At 64.3% G+C, this 18,158-nt stretch carries 14 protein-coding genes; 7 read left to right on the top strand and 7 right to left on the bottom strand.

The genetic code is table 11. The features are described from left to right. The first annotated feature begins 12 nt into the window (after positions 1-12). Positions 13-1,707, top strand: coding sequence for a choline dehydrogenase (betA, locus tag ACFODV_RS02650; protein ID WP_379754195.1), 1,695 nt, complete (start codon positions 13-15; stop codon positions 1,705-1,707). Positions 1,708-1,869: 162 nt separating this feature from the next. After that, complete coding sequence (locus tag ACFODV_RS02645) at positions 1,870-2,715, top strand: fructosamine kinase family protein (protein ID WP_379754314.1); 846 nt, start codon at positions 1,870-1,872, stop codon at positions 2,713-2,715. Positions 2,716-2,719: 4 nt separating this feature from the next. Here the strand turns inward: ACFODV_RS02645 and cynS are convergent, their stop codons facing one another. The 4 genes from cynS to ACFODV_RS02625 are packed head-to-tail and all read right to left on the bottom strand — an operon-like array spanning position 2,720 to position 6,270. Then, positions 2,720-3,160, bottom strand: a complete 441-nt coding sequence (cynS, locus tag ACFODV_RS02640; protein ID WP_379754192.1) for a cyanase — start codon at positions 3,158-3,160, stop codon at positions 2,720-2,722. Then, positions 3,153-4,148, bottom strand: a complete 996-nt coding sequence (locus ACFODV_RS02635) for an ABC transporter ATP-binding protein (protein ID WP_379754189.1) — start codon at positions 4,146-4,148, stop codon at positions 3,153-3,155. Before ACFODV_RS02635 ends, cynS begins: the two co-directional genes overlap by 8 nt. A gap of 15 nt (positions 4,149-4,163) precedes the next feature. Then, on the bottom strand, positions 4,164-5,024 hold the full coding sequence (gene ntrB / locus ACFODV_RS02630; RefSeq protein WP_379754186.1) for a nitrate ABC transporter permease: 861 nt from the start codon (positions 5,022-5,024) through the stop codon (positions 4,164-4,166). A 1-nt stretch (position 5,025) separates the two neighbouring features. After that, a complete protein-coding gene (locus ACFODV_RS02625; RefSeq protein WP_379754183.1) occupies positions 5,026-6,270 on the bottom strand; it encodes a CmpA/NrtA family ABC transporter substrate-binding protein in 1,245 nt (414 codons plus the stop codon). A 15-nt stretch (positions 6,271-6,285) separates the two neighbouring features. On the opposite strand from ACFODV_RS02625, the gene ACFODV_RS02620 reads away from it, so the two are divergent. After that, positions 6,286-8,208: a sigma 54-interacting transcriptional regulator gene (locus ACFODV_RS02620; protein ID WP_379754312.1), complete on the top strand. Its 1,923-nt coding sequence runs from the start codon at positions 6,286-6,288 to the stop codon at positions 8,206-8,208. A gap of 17 nt (positions 8,209-8,225) precedes the next feature. Here ACFODV_RS02620 and ACFODV_RS02615 read toward each other — a convergent pair whose 3' ends face one another. Continuing rightward, on the bottom strand, positions 8,226-9,140 hold the full coding sequence (locus ACFODV_RS02615) for an alpha/beta fold hydrolase (RefSeq protein WP_379754180.1): 915 nt from the start codon (positions 9,138-9,140) through the stop codon (positions 8,226-8,228). Positions 9,141-9,506: 366 nt separating this feature from the next. Here ACFODV_RS02615 and ACFODV_RS02610 point away from each other — a divergent pair, with 366 nt between their 5' ends. Beyond that, positions 9,507-10,688, top strand: coding sequence for an efflux RND transporter periplasmic adaptor subunit (locus ACFODV_RS02610; protein ID WP_379754177.1), 1,182 nt, complete (start codon positions 9,507-9,509; stop codon positions 10,686-10,688). Continuing rightward, positions 10,685-13,840 carry an efflux RND transporter permease subunit gene (locus ACFODV_RS02605; RefSeq protein WP_379754174.1) on the top strand — a complete coding sequence of 1,052 codons (3,156 nt, stop codon included), beginning with the start codon at positions 10,685-10,687 and terminating at the stop codon, positions 13,838-13,840. The genes ACFODV_RS02610 and ACFODV_RS02605 overlap by 4 nt, the downstream gene beginning before the upstream one ends. Here ACFODV_RS02605 and ACFODV_RS02600 read toward each other — a convergent pair. Continuing rightward, complete coding sequence (locus tag ACFODV_RS02600) at positions 13,837-14,451, bottom strand: TetR family transcriptional regulator (protein ID WP_379754171.1); 615 nt, start codon at positions 14,449-14,451, stop codon at positions 13,837-13,839. The genes ACFODV_RS02605 and ACFODV_RS02600 overlap by 4 nt on opposite strands. A gap of 174 nt (positions 14,452-14,625) precedes the next feature. Here ACFODV_RS02600 and ACFODV_RS02595 point away from each other — a divergent pair, with 174 nt between their 5' ends. Both ACFODV_RS02595 and ACFODV_RS02590 read left to right on the top strand, forming a co-directional pair. After that, complete coding sequence (locus tag ACFODV_RS02595) at positions 14,626-15,657, top strand: succinylglutamate desuccinylase/aspartoacylase family protein (protein WP_379754169.1); 1,032 nt, start codon at positions 14,626-14,628, stop codon at positions 15,655-15,657. Between the two features lie 105 nt (positions 15,658-15,762). Next, entirely contained in the window at positions 15,763-17,043 is a 1,281-nt protein-coding gene (locus tag ACFODV_RS02590) for an aminotransferase class III-fold pyridoxal phosphate-dependent enzyme (RefSeq protein WP_379754309.1), read from the top strand. 108 nt (positions 17,044-17,151) lie between these two features. Here the strand turns inward: ACFODV_RS02590 and dusA are convergent, their stop codons facing one another. Next, entirely contained in the window at positions 17,152-18,144 is a 993-nt protein-coding gene (gene dusA / locus ACFODV_RS02585; protein WP_379754166.1) for a tRNA dihydrouridine(20/20a) synthase DusA, read from the bottom strand. Positions 18,145-18,158 lie beyond the last annotated feature (14 nt).

Raw genomic sequence — 18,158 nt, 5'->3', positions numbered from 1 at the left:
AGGAGATTACGCATGGCGACGTCCTTCGATAGTGAGGTCGATTTTGTCATTATCGGTGCCGGCTCTGCCGGCTCGGTGTTGGCCAACCGGCTGAGCGCCGATGGCGACAACCAGGTGTTGGTGCTGGAATTCGGCGGCAAGGACAACTCCCTGTTTATCCAGATGCCGACGGCCTTCTCGATTCCGATGAACAAGCCGCGTTTCGACTGGGGCCTGCATACCGAACCGGAGCCAGGGCTCAAGGGGCGTAGCCTCCACCAGGCGCGTGGCAAGGTGATCGGCGGTTCTTCGTCGATCAACGGCATGGCCTACGTGCGGGGGAGCGCCGGCGACTATGCGGAATGGGTCGAACATGGTGCCGAGGGCTGGGGCTATGCCGAGGTTCTGCCCTACTTCCGACGTGCCGAGGACTGCCTATACGGCGAGGATGAGTACCGCGGCACCGGTGGCCCCTTGGGCGTGTGCAACGGCAACAACATGCAGAACCCGCTCTACCGTGCCTTCATCGAGGCGGGACGCCAGGCCGGTTACGGCGAGAGTGATGATTACAACGGCTATCGCCAGGAAGGCTTCTGCCGCATGGACATGACAGTGCGGAATGGCGTGCGCTGCTCCACCGCCAACGCCTACCTGAAGCCGGCCCTCTCGCGATCCAACCTGCGCCTGGAGATGCATGCGCTGACCACGCGGATCCTGATGGAAGGGCAGCAGGCGGTAGGTGTGGAGTATCGCCAGAAGGGGCGGGTGCAGCGCGTCAAGGCACGGCGCGAGGTGATTCTCTCCGCCAGTGCCTTCAACTCTCCCAAGCTGCTGATGCTCTCGGGGATCGGCCCGACCGATCAGCTTCGCGAGCACGGCATCGAGGTGGTGCACAACCTTCCCGGGGTCGGCGAGAACCTTCAGGACCACCTGGAGGTCTGGGTTCAGCACCGCTGCTCTCAGAATATCACCCTCAACGGATGGTTGAACCCGGTCGGGCAGGCGCTAATCGGAGCACGCTGGCTGCTGTTCAAGAAGGGGCTGGGGGCCACCAACCACTTTGAATCCAACGGCTACATTCGCAGTCGGGCCGGTCTCAAGTATCCTGACCTGCAGTACCACTTCCTGCCGGGAGCCATCGCCTATGATGGCTCGAGCGCTGCCGATGGGCACGGCTACCAGGTTCACCTGGGGGCCAACAAGCCGCTGAGTCGCGGCCGCGTCCAGCTCACCTCTGCCGACCCGGAAGCCGCTCCGCGATTGACCTTCAACTACCTGCAGGAGGAAGCCGACCGCCAGGCCTATCGTGACGCCCTGCGGCTGACCCGGGAGATCTTTGCCCAGCCGGCTTTCGATGCCTACCGCGGCGAGGAGCTCTCTCCTGGGCCAGCGGTGCAGAGCGATTCCGAGATCGACGACTGGGTGGCGGGCAGCGCCGAGACAGCCTATCACCCCTGTGGTACCTGCAAGATGGGCACGGACAGCATGTCCGTGGTCGATCCGCAATGTCGTGTGCACGGCCTCCATAACCTGCGGGTGGTGGACTCCTCGATCATGCCGACGGTCACTAACGGCAACATCAATGCGCCGACCATCATGATTGCCGAGAAGGCTGCCGACATGATCCTCGGCCAGCCACCGCTCCCTCCCTCCGAGGCGCCCTTCTTCGCGCCGACTGACTGGCAGAACACGCAGCGTGAGGCCCAGCCAGAGCGTCACGACGACTAGGTTGTCCGGAGGGCGGGGTTGCCCGACGCCTCCCAGGTCCAGTCGGTGGCGCCGGCTGCGGCCGGGATGCGATTGACCTCACTCTGTCTATGGTTGTTCTGAGACTGTCGACAGGACTGGTGACCCTCATGGGATCGAATAAAGGAGCATTGCCACATGTCGATCGACGAGAGCCTCGCCGCCCTGCTGTCGGCTGTCGGGCTGACGCCGCGGGGCGATCTGCAGGCCCTAAGTGGTGGCGATATCGCCGCGGTGTTTTGCCTGGCGACTGATCAGGGCGAGGTGATGGTCAAGCATGACGACCCCGAGCGCCTGGCCGGTGAGGCCGATGGACTGCGGGCGCTGCACGAGGCCGGCAGCGGCCTGGTGGTGCCCGAGGTGCTGGCCGAGGGGGAGGGCTGGCTGGTGATGGAGGCCCTGGAGGTCGCGCTGCGCCGACGTCACGACGAGGCGGCCCTGGGCGAGGGGCTGCGCCGGCAGCACGCGGTGACCGGCGAGGCCCACGGCTGGCCACGGGACAACGCCTGCGGGCGCACGCCCCAGCCCAATGCGCAGCTGGTCGACGGCCGCGCCTTCCAGCGTGAGCGGCGGCTGCAGCCGCTGGCCGAGGCCTGCCAGGCGCGAGGCCTGATGGATCAGCGGTTGCGCGCTCGGGTGGAGGCCATCGCCCACGGCCTCGAGGCCTGGCTCCCTGACGCGCCGGCGAGTCTTCTGCATGGCGACCTGTGGTCCGGCAACGTGCTCTTCACCCCACGGGGGCCGGCAGTCATCGACCCGGCGGTCTATCGCCACTATCCTGAGGTGGACCTCGCCATGCTGACGCTGTTCGGCGCCCCCGGCGAGGCCTTCCTCGAGGCCTATTGGAACGGCAGCGCCCCGGCCGATTGGCCGAGGCGCGAGACGCTGTTCCAGCTTTACCCGCTGCTCAACCACCTGCTGCTGTTCGGTAGCAGTTACCACAATGCGGTTCTGCGGGTAGTGGCGACGCTGGAGGGCTACCAGGACTAGCTGTTTACCAAGACCTATAGGGCAGGAACTTGCCGTTGAGGGTCAACAGCACCCGATCCCCCTTGGGGTCCTCGATCTTGTCGACTTCCATGGTGAAGTCGATGGCGCTCATGATGCCGTCTCCGAACTTTTCCTGGACCACATCCTTGAGGGTCTCGCCGTAGACCCCCACCACCTCGTAGAGACGATAGATGAAGGGATCCTGGGGGACCGCCTCGTCCCAGGCCTTGGTGGGAAAGGTCGTCAGCGCCTCGGCGACTTCGGCGTCGACGCCGAGTGTATCGCACAGCTTGTGGGCCACCTCGTGGCTGGCGCTGTTCATGCCGTAGCAGGCGGATGCCACCCAGACGGGTGACATGTCGACAGCCGAGGCGATGTCGTCCCAGCTCATCTTCTTGCGGGCCTTGGCGGCGAGCAGGGTGTGACGCATTTCGAGCTTATCCATGGTGAGTCTCCTTGGGAGTGAACTTGACCAGTTTGTGAGAGGAGGCGGCGGATGACGGGCTATCCACGCTGTCGGCATCGCTATTGATATCGGTATCGTCGGGTTCCGCGGTCGAGGTAGCAGGCTCGGGTGCACGCTCGGTGACCGGATTGATGGCCCGAGGGTATTGCAGGCCTCCTCGGTCGATATCGGCGGTGCGAAGCTCGCCCGAGCGGTTCACCAGGAAGTCGACCAGGTAGTTGCGGATCTGGTAGAAGTGCGGGTGCTTGACGATCTCGGCCCGAGCGCGCGGCCGCGGCAGGTCGATCTCTACCGCCTCGGCGATGCGGGCCTGGGGACCGTTGGTCATCAGGAAGATGCGGTCGGCCAGCAGGATCGCCTCGTCCACGTCGTGGGTGATCATGAACACCGTCTGGCGGTCCTTGCTCCATATCTTGACCAGTTCATCCTGGATGACGCCGCGGGTCAGGGCGTCCAGCGCCCCGAACGGCTCGTCGAGCAAGAGCAGCTCTGGCTTGGTAGCAAACGCCCGGGCGATGCTGACCCGCTGGCGCATGCCCCCCGAGAGCTGGGCCGGCTTGCGATCCTCGACGCCCTTGAGTCCCACCATCTCCAGGTACGATAGGCTATGCTCAGTGACCTTGGCCTCGTGCCACGCCTTCCAGCGGGCGCGGACTCCGAAGCGCACGTTCTCCAGCGCCGATAGCCACGGCAGCAGGCTGTAGTTCTGGAATACCACACCCCGCTCCAGGCCGGGGCCATTGATTTCCCGGCCATCCATGATCATGGTGCCGTCGCTCAGGCTGTCGAGCCCGGCCAAGGCGTTCATGATAGTGGACTTGCCGCAGCCGGAATGGCCGATGATGCAGACGAACTCGCCTTTCTCGAGGTTGAAGCTGACGTTTTCGAAAACCGTCAGGTCCTCCTCGCCGCGGTCGCCGGGAAAGCGCTTGGCGGCCTGCTGAACTTCCACGAAGGCATGACTCATTTGTCTCTCCCGGGGTTATTCCTGATAGGTGACCAGTCGCGCGACCGACGACAGCGCCAGGTCGAGCAGCATGCCCACCACGCCGATCATCAGGATCGAGAAGATCACGCTGGTCAGGTCGAGGTTGTTCCACTCGTTCCACACGTAGTAGCCGATGCCGGTGCCCCCCACGAGCATCTCGGCGGCCACAATTACCAGCCAGGCGATGCCGATAGAGATGCGCATGCCGGTAAGGATGGTCGGCGCGGCGGCGGGGAGTATCACCTTGAAGGCGGTCTTCATCGACGAAAGCTCGTGGGTGCGAGCCACGTTGACCCAGTCCTGCCGCACGCCGGCCACCCCGAAAGCGGTGTTAAGCAGCATCGGCCAGATCGAGCAGATGAAGATCACGAAGATCGCCGAGGCCTCGGAGTCCTGAATGATGAATAGTGCCAGGGGCATCCAGGCCAGCGGCGAGATCGGCCGCAACACCTGGATATACGGATTGAGCGCCTTGTACATCAGCGGGGACATCCCGATCAGAAAGCCGATCGGGATAGCGATCGCGGCAGCCATCAGGTAGCCCGTGAGCACCCGGTAGAGCGAGTAGCCCAGCTGAATGCCGATCCCCTTGTCGTTGGGGCCGGCGTCATAGAAGGGGTTGGAAAGCTCCTCCCAGGCACGTACCAGCACCGCCGAAGGTGGCGGCACCTTGGCGGTTTGGTCGGCACCGGCCATCAACTGTTCGTACTCGCTCAACTGGCCACCGCCACCGACGATGGCGGGTACCTGGTGAAGCCCTTCCCAGAGCCCCAGGCCGGCAATCAATATCAGCACGGCCAGCAGCGTCGCCCGGACGTTGAGGCTGAATTTCCATTCGGTCGTCGTGCGGTCCATGTCAGCGCCTCCGGATTGCAAAGCTCTCGAGGTAGGCCTCGGGCTGGGTATAGTCGAAGGTCTTGCCCATGATTTCGTAGTTGCGCGAGTTCTCCTCCGGTGCCTCGTAGCCCAGCTCGCGCATGACGTCTCGGGCATCCGTTGCCAGGTAAACGTCGCGGGCGATCTGCTGGTAATCCACGTGTCCCTCGATATACCCCCAGCGCTTCATCTGGGTCAGGATCCACACCGCCATTGAGTGCCAGGGGAAGGGGTCGAAGTCGATGCGATCGGGCACCCGCTGCACTTCGCCCAGGCCGTCGGCAAAGGTGCCGGTCAGGACCTGCTCGATGACCGTGACCGGCTGGTTGAGGTAGTTGGTGGGGGCAATGGCTTCGGCAATCTCCGAGCGGTTGGCGGGGTCGGAGGAGTACTGGGTGGCATCGATGATGGCGCGCAACAGGGCACCATAAGTGTTGGGATTCTCCCGGGCAAATTGCGCGCTGGTGGCGAAGGCGCAGCAAGGGTGGCCGTCCCAGATCTCCTTAGTCAGCAGGTGAATGAAGCCGATGCGCTCGAAGACGGCCCGCTGGTTGAAGGGATCCGGCGAGAGAAAACCGTCGATGTTGCCGGCACGCAGGTTGGCGACCATCTCGGGCGGTGGAATCACCCGGATCTGGATGTCCTGGTCGGGGTCGAGGCCGTGCTCGGCGACGTAATAGCGCAGCAGGAAGTTGTGCATCGAGTATTCGAAGGGCACGCCGAAGGTGAAGCCTTTCCACTGCTGGGGGTCGCGCTTGTCCCGGTGGTCGTTGTGCAGCACGATCGCCTGGCCGTTGATATTCTCCACGGCGGGCATAATGAAGTGCTCGGGGCTGGAACCGGCACCGAGCGTCATGGCCAACGGCATCGGGGTCAGCATGTGAGCGGCGTCGTATTCGCGGTTGAGCGACTTGTCGCGGGCCACCGCCCAGCCGGCGGTCTTGATCACCGAGACATCCAGGCCGTAGCGCTCATAGAAGCCCATGGGGTGGGCCATGATAATCGGCGTGGCGCAGGTGATCGGGACGAAGCCGACATCCAGGCGGGTCTTCTCCAGCGGGCCAAGGCCATCCTTCACTGCCGCCTTGATGGCGTCCATGGGAAACAGGCTCGCCAGTGCGGCGGCCACGGTACCGCCGCCTACCAGCTTCATGAACTGGCGGCGGTGCATGTCGCTGTGGCCGAACATGCCGCGCACCAAGGCGCTCTCTACCACCCTGTCCATCATCTCCTCCTGCTGCTGCCAGACCTTCCTGCTCCATCGCTCGTCCAGGAGGCCTTCGCCCTGGCGCCCCAGGCCCTGGCAGTGATCGACCCCGTGGCCGACCAGCTGTTGGGTGTCAATGCGGCGGCCTGCCAGATGCTGGGCGGCGATGCCGACGCCCTGGCCAGGCTCCCGTTCAGCCACCGGCTGGGCGCCTCGTTGCCGCTGTGGGTCAGCTTCACCGACGAGGCCTTGACCCGATCCCCCGCCTGGTCGGACGACCTCGTGGTTCTCGATCTGAAGCGCCAGCCCCGCCACGTGGAGGTACAGGCACAGGCGCTTGGTGAAGGGCGGTTGCTGTTGACCCTGGTCGACCGCCAGAAGGCGGAGCAGCGCCGAGCCAGGGCTGACCTGCGGCGCCAGCACCGTCGAGGTCAGGTGGGCTGGGAACGGGTCGAACAGGTGTTCGAACGCATCGAGCGCCAGAACCAGCTGATCCTCGGGGCGGCGGGCGAGGGCATCTATGGTCTAGACGCAGAAGGCCGTACCACCTTCGTCAATCCGGCCGCCGAGCGAATCCTGGGATGGAGTACCCAGGATATGGTGGGCCACGATGCTCACCTGCTGTTCCACCACACCCGTTCCGACGGCTGCCACTTTCCGGTGCAGCAGTGCCCGATCCACGCCTCCTTCAGCGACGGCCAGGTGCATCGGGTCGACGACGAGGTGTTTTGGCACAAGAACGGTGAGGCGATTCCGGTGGAGTACACCAGCACGCCGATCTTCGAGATGGGGCGGCTGGTGGGGGCCGTGGTGCTGTTTCGTGACATTTCGGAGCGCAAGCGTGCCGAGCAGCAGCTGCGCGATGCCCTGGCCGAGGTGGAGTCGCTCAAGCAGCGCCTGGAACTGGAGAATCAGTACCTCCAGGAGGAGATCAAGGCCGAGATCAATCATCGCGAGATCGTTGGCGAGAGCGCGGCCTTGGCGCATCTGGTGCGACAGATTGCGCTGGTGGCACCCACCGATGCCAACGTGCTGATCAGCGGCGAATCGGGAACCGGCAAGGAGCTGATCGCGCGGGCCATCCATGCTGGGGGGACGCGTAGCAGTCGGCCGCTGATTCGGGTCAACTGCGCCGCCATTCCCCGAGATCTTTTCGAGAGTGAGTTTTTCGGCCACGTGAAGGGAGCTTTTACCGGGGCGGTCAACGATCGAACCGGTCGCTTCGAGCTGGCCGATGGCGGCACGCTGTTTCTCGACGAGGTCGGTGAGATTCCCCTCGAACTGCAGGGGAAGCTGCTGCGCGTGCTGCAGGAGCAGCAGTTCGAACGGGTGGGTGACAACCGCACGCGACAGGTGGACGTGCGGGTGATTGCCGCGACCAACCGCGAACTGCGCGAGATGGTCGAGGCGGGGACATTCCGGGAGGATCTCTATTTTCGTCTCAACGTCTTTCCGATTGCCTCAGTGCCGTTGCGCGAACGTATCGAGGACGTCCCCCTGCTGGCGCGGCACTTCCTGATCCGTGCCTGCCAGAAGTTCAACAAGCCCGGGGTGCGCATTCCCCCGGCCCAACTGGAGCTGCTCAAGCGCTATCCATGGCCGGGCAATATTCGTGAACTGGAGAACGTGATCGAACGTCAGGTGATCGTGGCCCAAGGGCGCCTGCTGGCGTTCGACGACCTGGACCCAACGGCTGGCGATGAAGTGCCAGGCCAATCGGGCACTGAATACGCGCCGCCGCCCCAACGTTCCCTGGAGGCGGCCGAGCCAGAGCTTATGACCGAGAGCGAGTTTGTGATCCGCCAGCGAGAAAATGCGCTATCGGCGCTTCGCGCCTGTGGCGGCAAGGTGTCGGGGGAGGGCGGGGCCGCCGAGCGGCTGGGTGTCAAGCCGACAACCCTGCGCTCACGGCTCAAGGCCTGGGCGATCAATCCTCGGGACTTCCGTGTCCCATGAGGGTGGCTGGAGGGTGGCTAGCCCCTGAGCCTTGCGAGCAGGCGTTTCCACCAGCCGTTGGCGGAAGCATCCGGCGTGGCCGACATCAGGGCCTCCCTTGGCCGTTTGAGGAAATCAGCGATGGGGTCCACTTGGGACGCTCGGTCGAGCATGGGGGCGTGGCCGCAGCCGGGCACCTCCAGGGAGGCCAGTCCGGGTTGGGCCCTGGTCATCTTCTCGACGATGTCGCGGCGCAGCAGCGGGGAATCGGCGCCGCGAACCACCATCAGCGGGCAGCGGATGGACCGCCAGTCGGCCCAGGTGTCGCGGGGGGTGTCGTGGATGAATTGCTCGCCGATCCGAGGATCATAGTGGTAGGTCCAGCTGCCGTCGGGCAGTCTCCGGGCGCTGCCCAGCGCTAGCCGCCGCCAGGCGTCGTCGCTGTCGATGCCGAAACCGACATAGTGACGGCGCAGCTCGGCCTCGAGGTCGCTAAAGCGGGTGAAACGGTGTGGCGCGGCGAAGTAGCGGCCCAGCTCAGCGAGCCCCTGGGGGTCCAGCTCGGGGCCTACGTCGTTGAGTACCAGCCGCTCGATGCGCGACGCCGTCTCGGCGTCCGCTGCGAGCAGCATGCCGATCAGTCCGCCCATGGAGGTGCCTACCCAGGGCACGCTATCCAGCCCGTAGTGGTCGAGCAGGGCGACGGCCAGGGCGGTGTAGCGCGAATAGAGATAGTCCTGGGCGGGAAAGAGCGGCCAGCCCGAAAGGCCCCGGCCGGGAGTGTCGGGGGCCAGCACACGCCAGCCGGGGCCCAGCATCCTGGCGAAGTCCTCGAAATCGCCGCCATGGCGGGCCAGGCCGTGCCAAGCCACGACCGTTCTCGCCGCATCGGGGTGCCAGATGCGCACCGCGATCTCCAGTTGATCGATCTTTACCAGTTCCAGCGCATCCATCCCCTAATACTCCATCGTCGTGTTTCTTGTTCGCGGCCTTGGCGGCAGCTTAGCCTCGCGGTAGCGCTGGGTCGAGGTGATTAAAAGCTATACAGGTATTGATCAACAGAATTTTTATGTATAGTATTTATTCAAGAGAGCAAAAGCTTTCTGCTTGAGATTGAACGTGCCTCGTTTCAAGTCCTGTCTGTACTAACCCTGCTTTGCCGCCCCGTCCCGGGCGGTTTTTTTGTTTGTGGCCGGGCTGGGGGCAAAAATGCCCATTATACATACACAGTTGTAGCTATAGTTCTTGCTCTTTTATTTACATCCATACAGTGATGGATGTAAAATTCATTCGATGTCATCACCGAGAACCCCACGCGCATGAAAACCATATTTCGACTCGGCCGGGCGGGGTTTCTCGTCCTGGCCGCCGGCCTGTTTCTGGCCGCCTGTGGCCAGGAAGAAGCCTCACAGCAAGCCCAGCAGGGTAGCAGCCAGGACCGCCCCCCCCATCCGGTGAAAGTGGTGGATCTGACTCGCCAGGATATCGACCTCGATAAATCCTATCCGTCTTTGCTGCGCAGTGACGACGAGGTCACCCTGGTGGCGCGTGTTACCGGTAGCCTGGAGCAGCAACACTTCGAGCCTGGCGAGATGGTCGAGAAGGGGCAGCTGCTCTACTCCATCGAGCCGGACGTGTACCAGGCGGTGGTCAGTCAGCGCGATGCGGACCTGCAGAGTGCGCGTGCCGAACTGGAGCGCGCCCAGCGCGATGCCAGTCGTTTCGAGCGCCTCTTGAGCCAGAACTCGGTCAGTCGTCAGCAGTACGACCAAGCTCGCTCTGAGCTCGGCGTGGCGCGTGCGGCGGTCGCCCAGGCCGAGGCTGCCCTGGCCAGGTCGCGTATCGACCTCGACTACGCCGAGGTCACAGCACCCGTGTCGGGGATGATCAGTCTGGGGCGAATCAATGTCGGTAATCTGGTGAGCAATGGCACCGAGCTTGCCACCATTACCCCGCTGGACCCGCTTGAAGTGCGCTTCCAGCTACCCCAGCGCGATGCCTTCGAGTTGCGCCGCCAGATGAGCGCTGGGGATGGCGCTGAGGCGATTATTGCCTTGCTGCGCGTGCCCGCCGTCGGTAGTGGTGACGCCGAGACGCTTGAGGGGAGACTGGACTTCCTGGGCTCCCGCGTTGAGGAGGGCACCAGCACGGTTCAGGCCAGCGCCACCTTCGCCAACGCCGATGGCCGAGTGCTCCCTGGGCAATTCGTGCGCGTCAGCCTCGAGGGGCTGAAGCGCTATGATGTTCTGGCGGTCCCCGAGATCGCCATCGGCCAGGGCCTGATGGGCCCTCAGGTGTTCGTGCTCGACGAGAACAACGTGGCGCGTGCACGTCCGGTGGACCTGGCCGAGGTCGCGGGTCCCTGGCAGATCCTGCGTGGTGGCGTGGAGTCCGGCGAGCGAGTCGTGGTGGGCGATCTGGCCGGTATCGAGCCGGGCATCACCATCGAGCCGCTTCCTTTCGAGGGGAGTGCCGAGGCCGATGAGGACGACGCCTCATGAGTTTCTCCAATTTCTTCATCAAGCGGCCGATCTTTGCCACGGTGCTGGCCATCATCCTGACGCTGGTCGGGGTGATGAGCATGCGGGTGCTGCCCGTCGAGCAGTATCCCAGCGTGGTACCACCCAGCGTCTCGGTGCGCGCCCAGTTTCCCGGCGCCGATGCCGAGACGGTGGCGCAGACGGTGGCCGCCCCGCTGGCCGAGGCGATCAACGGCGTCGAGGACATGCTCTACATGACCTCGACCAGTGCCGACAACGGCACCATGAGCCTCAACGTGGCCTTCAATATCGGCACCGAAGGTGACATCAACACCATCAACGTGAACAACCGCGTGCAGGGGGCGCTGTCACAGCTGCCCGAGGCGGTGCAGGCCCAGGGCGTCAGCGTGGAGCTGCAATCCAGTTCGATCCTGATGCTGGTGGCGCTGATCTCGCCGGAAGGTGATTACAACCGCACCTACATGCAGAATTACGCCACCCTTAACGTGCTCGACGAGCTGCGCCAGGTGCCCGGTGTCGGCAATGCCGAGGTGCTGGGCGGTGGCGAGTTCGCCATGCGCATCTGGATGGATCCGGACAAACTGGCGCAGTACGACCTGACCCCCACCGAGGTGGCCGCCGCCATTCGTGCTCAGAACACCGAGGTGCCGGCGGGCAACCTGGCAGCCACGCCGCAGAGCGAGCCGCGGGCCTTCAGCTACACCATCACCGCGGGCGGACGCCTCAGCGACGTGAACGATTTCCGTGACATCTTCCTGCGGACCAACCCGGACGGCTCGTCGCTGCGTCTGCAGGACGTGTCGCGCATTGAGCTCGGGGCCTCTTTTTACGGCGTTGATGCTCGCCTGAACGGCGCCGCCATGTCGCCGATCATCATCAACCAGCAGCCCGGGGCCAATGCTCTTGAGACGGCTGCGGCGGTCAAGGAGACCATGGCCCGGTTGGAAGCGCGTTTCCCGCCGGGGCTCGAGTACGAGGTGCCCTACGACACCACCTTGTTCATCGATGCCTCCGTCAAAACCGTGACCAAGGTCTTCATCGAGGCCTTCCTGATCGTCGGCGTAATTCTGTTCATCTTCCTGCAGAACTGGCGCTTCACGGTGATCGCCATGTCGGTGGTGCCGGTCTCGGTTCTGGCGACCTTCGCCGGTTTCTACCTGTTCGGCTTTTCCATCAACCTCTTGACGCTGTTCGCCCTGGTGCTTTCCATCGGTATCGTGGTGGATGACGCCATTCTGGTGGTGGAGAACGTCGAGCGGGTGCTCAGCGAGGACGAGGAGATCACCGTCACCCAGGCCACCATTCGAGCCATGAAGGAGGTGGGCGGCCCGGTCATCGCCACCTCGCTGATCATGGCTGCGGTGTTTGTGCCGGTGGCTTTCCTGGGGGGATTCACCGGCCAGATCTACCAGCAGTTCGCACTGACCGTGGCGATCTCGGTGGCCTTCTCGGCGCTGATGGCGCTGACCTTTACCCCAGCCCTGTCGGCAATCTTCATCAAGCATAAGGCGCCGATGGGCGATTCGGTTCTGATGCGGGCGATCCATACTCCGCTTCGCCTCTTCGATCGCCTCTTCGCCGCGATCACCGCCGGCTACATGTGGATGGTCAAGGGGCTGGTGCACTTCTGGGGCCTGGCGCTGCTGCTTACCGCCCTGGTGATTGGCGGTTCCTGGTGGCTCTACCAGACCACCCCTTCGACCCTGGTGCCCGAGACCGACCAGGGCATCGTGCTGGCCAGTGTGCAACTGCCGGACTCCGCTTCTTTGTCGCGCACTCAGGATTACATGAGCGAGCTGAGCGCGCGCATCGAGGAGATTCCCGGGGTCAGCTATGTGGCGGCGGTCGCCGGCTACGACATCCTCTCCAGCGCGGTGAACACCGCGCGGGGGGTGATGTTCATCAATATGGTGCCCTGGGGGGAGCGTGAGCTCACCGCCGAGGCGCTGGTGGGACAGGTGATGCAGTTGGGGGCACAGGTGCCGGGAGGATCGGCCATGGCCTTCAATATGCCGCCGATCATGGGGCTCTCCACCACCGGTGGCTTCACCGGCTATCTTCAGTCCTTCGAGGGGGCCTCCCCGCAGGAGCTCTTCCAGGCGTCGGTGCAGGTAATGCAGGCGGCGGGTGAGCATCCGGCGCTGCAGCGGGTGTTCACCACCTTCAACGTCAACGTGCCGGGCTATCGGGCCGAGATCGACCAGCAGAAAGCGCTCAGCTATGGCGTGGCGCTGCAGGACCTCAATGCCACCTTGGCGAATACCTTCGGCAACGGCTTCGTTAACTATTTCAGCTACCAGAACCGAAACTTCCAGGTCTACCTGCAGAACGAGGACGAGTTTCGCCGGACCCCGGACGACATCAACAGCGTCTACGTTCGTGGGGGCAACGGCGAGCGGATCCCGCTCTCGGAGTTCGTGACTCTCGAGCGTCAGGCCAAGCCGGCGGTAGTGTCGCGTTTCGGGGTCTACCTGGGTGCCCAGTTCCAGGGCGGTCCAGCGTCGGGCTATAGCTCCGGCCAGGCGGTCGCCGCCATGGAGGAAATCGTCCAGGAGACGCTGGGCAACGACTGGGGCATGGGCTGGACCGGCACCGCCTATCAGGAAACCCAGATGGGAAGCACCGCCACCCTGGCTATTGTCTTCGGCATGCTGATGGTGTTCCTGATTCTGGCGGCCCAGTACGAAAGTTGGTCGCTGCCGCTGGCGGTTCTCACCGCGACGCCGTTCGCCTTCCTCGGCGGTATCGGGGGCATCGTGCTGCGCGGGCTCGATACCAGCGTCTACGTGGAGATCGGCATGCTGGTGGTGGTAGGGCTGGCGGCCAAGAACGCCATCTTGATCGTCGAGTTCGCCGAGCTGCAGCGCAAGGAACAGGGCCAGTCGATCCGCGAGGCGGCGATCACTGCGGCCCAGCTGCGCTTCCGACCCATCGTGATGACCTCCCTGGCGTTCATCTTCGGCACCCTGCCGCTGGCGTTGGCCACCGGTGCCAGCGATACCAGCAGCCATCATATCGGCACTACCGTCACGGTGGGTATGGCCTCGGTGGCGGTGCTGGGCAGTCTCTTCGTGCCGAGCTTCTATGCCATGATCGCGTGGGTTTCCGACTGGTTACGCCGCAGGGTGCTGGGCCGTCACGATTTAAGCTAGGCCGGGCGCATAAGCGCGAGTTGGGTATCCACCAGCTCGCGGCCCTTGGCGACCAGAGAAATGTTTTCGTTGTTGCGAAGCCAGTCGTGAAACAGCCCGCCGAGCATCGCCTGCATCAGCTCGGCAGCGATCTCGGGGGAGAGATCATCGCGCAACTGGCCGAGACGATACGAGCAGGTGAAGTAGTCGGCCAGGGCGCCACAGGCTTCATCGGCCATCTCGTCCTGCATGGCCAGGGGGTCGATATCGCCGAATACCTCGCAGTGGTGTATCAGGATGGCGTATACCCGCCGATAGCGGGGCTGCTCAAGGCGCTCGAAGCCCTTGAGAATGGCTAGACGAATGGCTTCCAGAGGGCGCTCTGCCAGACTCGGGTCGCCTATCTCCTCCACCAGTTCCCTGAAGGGCATGCGTACCCGGTTGAGCATCGCCTGAAAAAGGTCGGCCTTGTTCTTGAAATGCCAGTAGACAGCGCCCCGGGTCATGCCGGCGTGACGGGCGATCTGCTCCAGGGAAGTGCGGGCGACTCCCTTGTCCAGGAAAACCTCTTCGGCAGCATCGAGCAGGGCTTCGCGAGTCGCGGCGGCCTCGGCCTTGGTCTTTCGCGCCATGCAAGGCGAACTCCATCAAGCGGTAAGGCCGTTATTCTACCTGATTGCCATGGTTTTAACATTCGTCAATGTATGGTTGGTGGGCTATGTCTCCGCCTTTGCTGACGGCCCTCGCCAACGCCGTGACAACCCGGGTATAAAGGGTCCTTTGCCCCGTCACAGGATGACTTTGCCATGGCCCGAGCGCCCCTCGACCTTGCCGGCACTCGCATCGCCCCCGGCACCCGTACTCAGATTGATGTGCCGGTAGCTCGGCTCTACACTCATGCGCCTCTCTACATACCGCTGGAAGTGGTCCATGGGCGCCAGTCGGGCCCGACGCTGCTGGTGTGCGGCGGCATTCACGGCGACGAGATCAACGGCGTGGAAATCGTGCGTCGCCTGCTTCGCTCGAAGCAGATCAAGGGCTTGCGCGGCACCCTGATCGCCGCGCCCATCGTCAATGTCTTTGGCTTCGTTCAGCACAGCCGCTACCTGCCCGACCGGCGAGACCTTAACCGCTGCTTCCCGGGCAGCGAGTCAGGCTCGCTGGGTGGACGGGTGGCCGCGCTGTTCCGGGAGCAGATCGTCGACCACGCCACCCATATCATCGATCTGCACACCGGCGCGATCCACCGCACCAACCTGCCCCAGATCCGCGCCCAGCTAGAAACCGGCAGCGAGACCGAACGCATGGCCAACGCCTTCGGCGCACCGGTGATTCTCAACGCCGAGCTGCGCGAGGGTAGCCTGCGTCACTATGCCCAGAATCGCGGCATACCGGTGTTGACCTACGAGGCGGGAGAGGCGCTGCGCTTCGACGAGTGGGCAATCTCTCCGGGGGTGCGCGGCGTGCTGAGGGTGATGCGACGACTGGGTATGCTGACCGGAGAGCATCGCCGCCGCCAGCCGCCAGCGGCGGAGGTCGCCAACGGCTCAAGCTGGGCGCGGGCGCCCATCGACGGCATCCTGCGGCCCCAGGTGCGCCTGGGCGCTCGAGTCGCCAAGGGTGAGCTGCTGGGGCGGGTCGCCGACCCCTTCGGCAACGCGGAAGGGGAGGTGCTCTCCATGGCCGACGGCATTGTCATCGGCATGAGCCGACTGCCGCTGGCTAACGAGGGCGAGGCACTCTTTCATGTCGCTCGCTTCGATGCTATCGAGGAGGCCGAAAGTGCCGTCGAGGGCTTTCATTCCAGCCTGACGCCCCCGCCCGACTCGCTTTATTAAGGAGACATCAGCATGTTTGATCTCAGGCACCAACAGGACGAAGGTCAGCAGGAGGAAGGTCAGCGCTCCACTGATCGCGCGGGGAACCTCAATCATCACTACTGGATGCCGTTCAGCGCCAACCGCGACTTTCATGCCAACCCACGGGTGATCACCGGGGCGGAGGGGCGCTACTTCATCGATGATCGCGGTCGGCGGCTGTTTGATTCCCTATCGGGGCTGTGGACCTGCGGGGCGGGTCACAATCGTGCCGAGATCCAGCAGGCGGTGGCGCAACAGCTTGGCACGCTCGACTATGCGCCGGGCTTTCAGGTGTCTCATCCGCTGGCCTTCCAATTGGCCGAGAAGGTGGCCAGTCTTACGCCGGAGGGGCTTGACCATGTCTTCTTCACCGACTCTGGTTCCGAATCTGCCGACACGGCCGTGAAGATGGCCAAGGCCTACTGGCGGTTGAAGGGGCGCCCCGAAAAGACCCGCATGATCGGGCGTGCCAAGGGCTATCACGGCGTCAATGTGGGCGGCACCAGCCTTGGCGGGATCGGTGGCAACCGCAAACACTATGGCCAGCTGATGGACGTCACCCATCTTCCCCACACCTTGCAGCCGAAGCTGGCCTTCACGCGGGGCCAAGCCGAGACGGGCGCCGAGCTGGCCGATGCGCTACTGGAGCAAATCGCCCTCCACGATGCCTCCAACATCGCCGCGGTGATCGTCGAACCGATGTCGGGCTCGGCGGGAGTGATCGTTCCGCCGAAGGGCTACCTCGATCGGCTGCGGGTGATCTGCGACGCTCATGACATCCTGCTGATCTTCGACGAGGTGATCACCGCCTTCGGACGCAGCGGGGCGCGCACTGGCGCGGAGGCTTTCGGCGTGGTGCCCGACATGATGACCATTGCCAAGCAGCTCACCAACGGTGCGGTACCCATGGGGGCGGTGATCGCCTCCGGCGAGATCTTTGACACCTTCATGCACGCCGGCGGGCCTCGGCACGCCATCGAGTTCCCCCACGGTTACACCTACAGCGGTCACCCGGTTGCCTGCGCGGCGGCTCTGGCGGCCCTGGGACTGTTCGAGCGCGAGGACTTTCCGGCTCAGGTTCGCGCCATCGCCCCGGCTTTCGAGGCGGAACTGCATTCGCTCAAGGGGCGGCCCTGGGTGGTGGACATTCGTAACTATGGATTGGCCGGCGCCATTCAGCTGGCGCCGCGCAACGGCGACCCCACCATCCGCCCCCGGGATGCCCATCAGGCGCTGTGGGAGGCGGGCTTCTACGTGCGCTATGGTGGCGATACCCTGCAGTTTGGCCCGCCCTTCGGTAGCACTGAAACGGAGCTGGAGCGGCTCTTCGATGCGGTAGGAGGAGTGCTGGACCGACTCGATTGATGCGGATCTCTTCTCTGAGCCGGCGAGATTCGTTTCAACCATTTTTCCGGACGACGACCGGGGCCAATATGGCCCCGGTTGCGTTCCCCACCCAGCGAGGTCTCCCGGTCAGGCCGGTGCCGTGTCGCGTTCTGGTACCAGGCTCAGGGCATCGTCGAAGACGCGCAGGCAGGCGCCGTCCAGGTGGCCATTCTCAGAGAGGTGGCGGCGAAAGCGACGCCCCCCGGGCTGGCCCTGGAACAGGCCCAGCAGGTGGCGAGTGATATGGTTGAGCTTGGCCCCTTGCTCGAGGCGGCGGGCGATGTAGGGGCGAAAGGCCTGTGCCGCCGCGTGGCGGCTGGCGGCTGGCCCCGGTTCGCCACAGAGCATCTCGTCGACCCCGGCCAGCAGCCAGGGGTTCTGATAGGCCTCGCGACCCACCATCACACTGTCCACCTGATCGAGCTGTGCGCGACACTCGGCGAGGGTCTTGATACCACCGTTGATGCCGATATGCAGCTCCGGGCGGCTCGCCTTGAGGCGGTGCACTCGGGAGTAGTTCAGCGGTGGAATGTCGCGATTCTCCTTGGGGGAGAGGCCCTGCAGCCAGGCCTTGCGGGCGTGCACGATGAAGGTGTCGCATCCGGCGTCGGCAACGATGGCGATGAAGCGCTCGAGGTCGGCGTCCTCGTCCTGGTCATCAATGCCGATGCGGCACTTCACGGTGACCGGGATGGAGACTGCCTCGCGCATGGCGCGCACTGCGGCGGCGACCTTCTCCGGATGGCCCATCAGACAGGCGCCGATCAGGTTGTTCTGCACTCTGTCGCTGGGGCACCCCACGTTCAGATTGACCTCGTCATACCCCCAGGCCTCGGCGATGGCCGCGCACTCTGCCAGCTCGCCGGGATCGCTGCCGCCCAGCTGCAGCGCGAGGGGGTGCTCCACCTCGTCGAAGCCAAGAAAGCGCTCCCGTGGGCTACCGTAGAGGATGGCGCCAGTGGTGACCATCTCGGTATAGAGCAGCGCACGGTGCGTCAAGGTGCGGGCGAACGCGCGGTAGTCGCGAGTCGTCCAATCCATCATCGGAGCGACGGAGAACGTACGGTCGAGCTGGGGCATCGGGCATCACGGGG

It is taken from the genome of Halomonas tibetensis (assembly GCF_042643535.1).
Classification (GTDB): domain Bacteria; phylum Pseudomonadota; class Gammaproteobacteria; order Pseudomonadales; family Halomonadaceae; genus Halomonas; species Halomonas tibetensis.
This window is presented reverse-complemented; position numbering and strand designations above follow the sequence as displayed.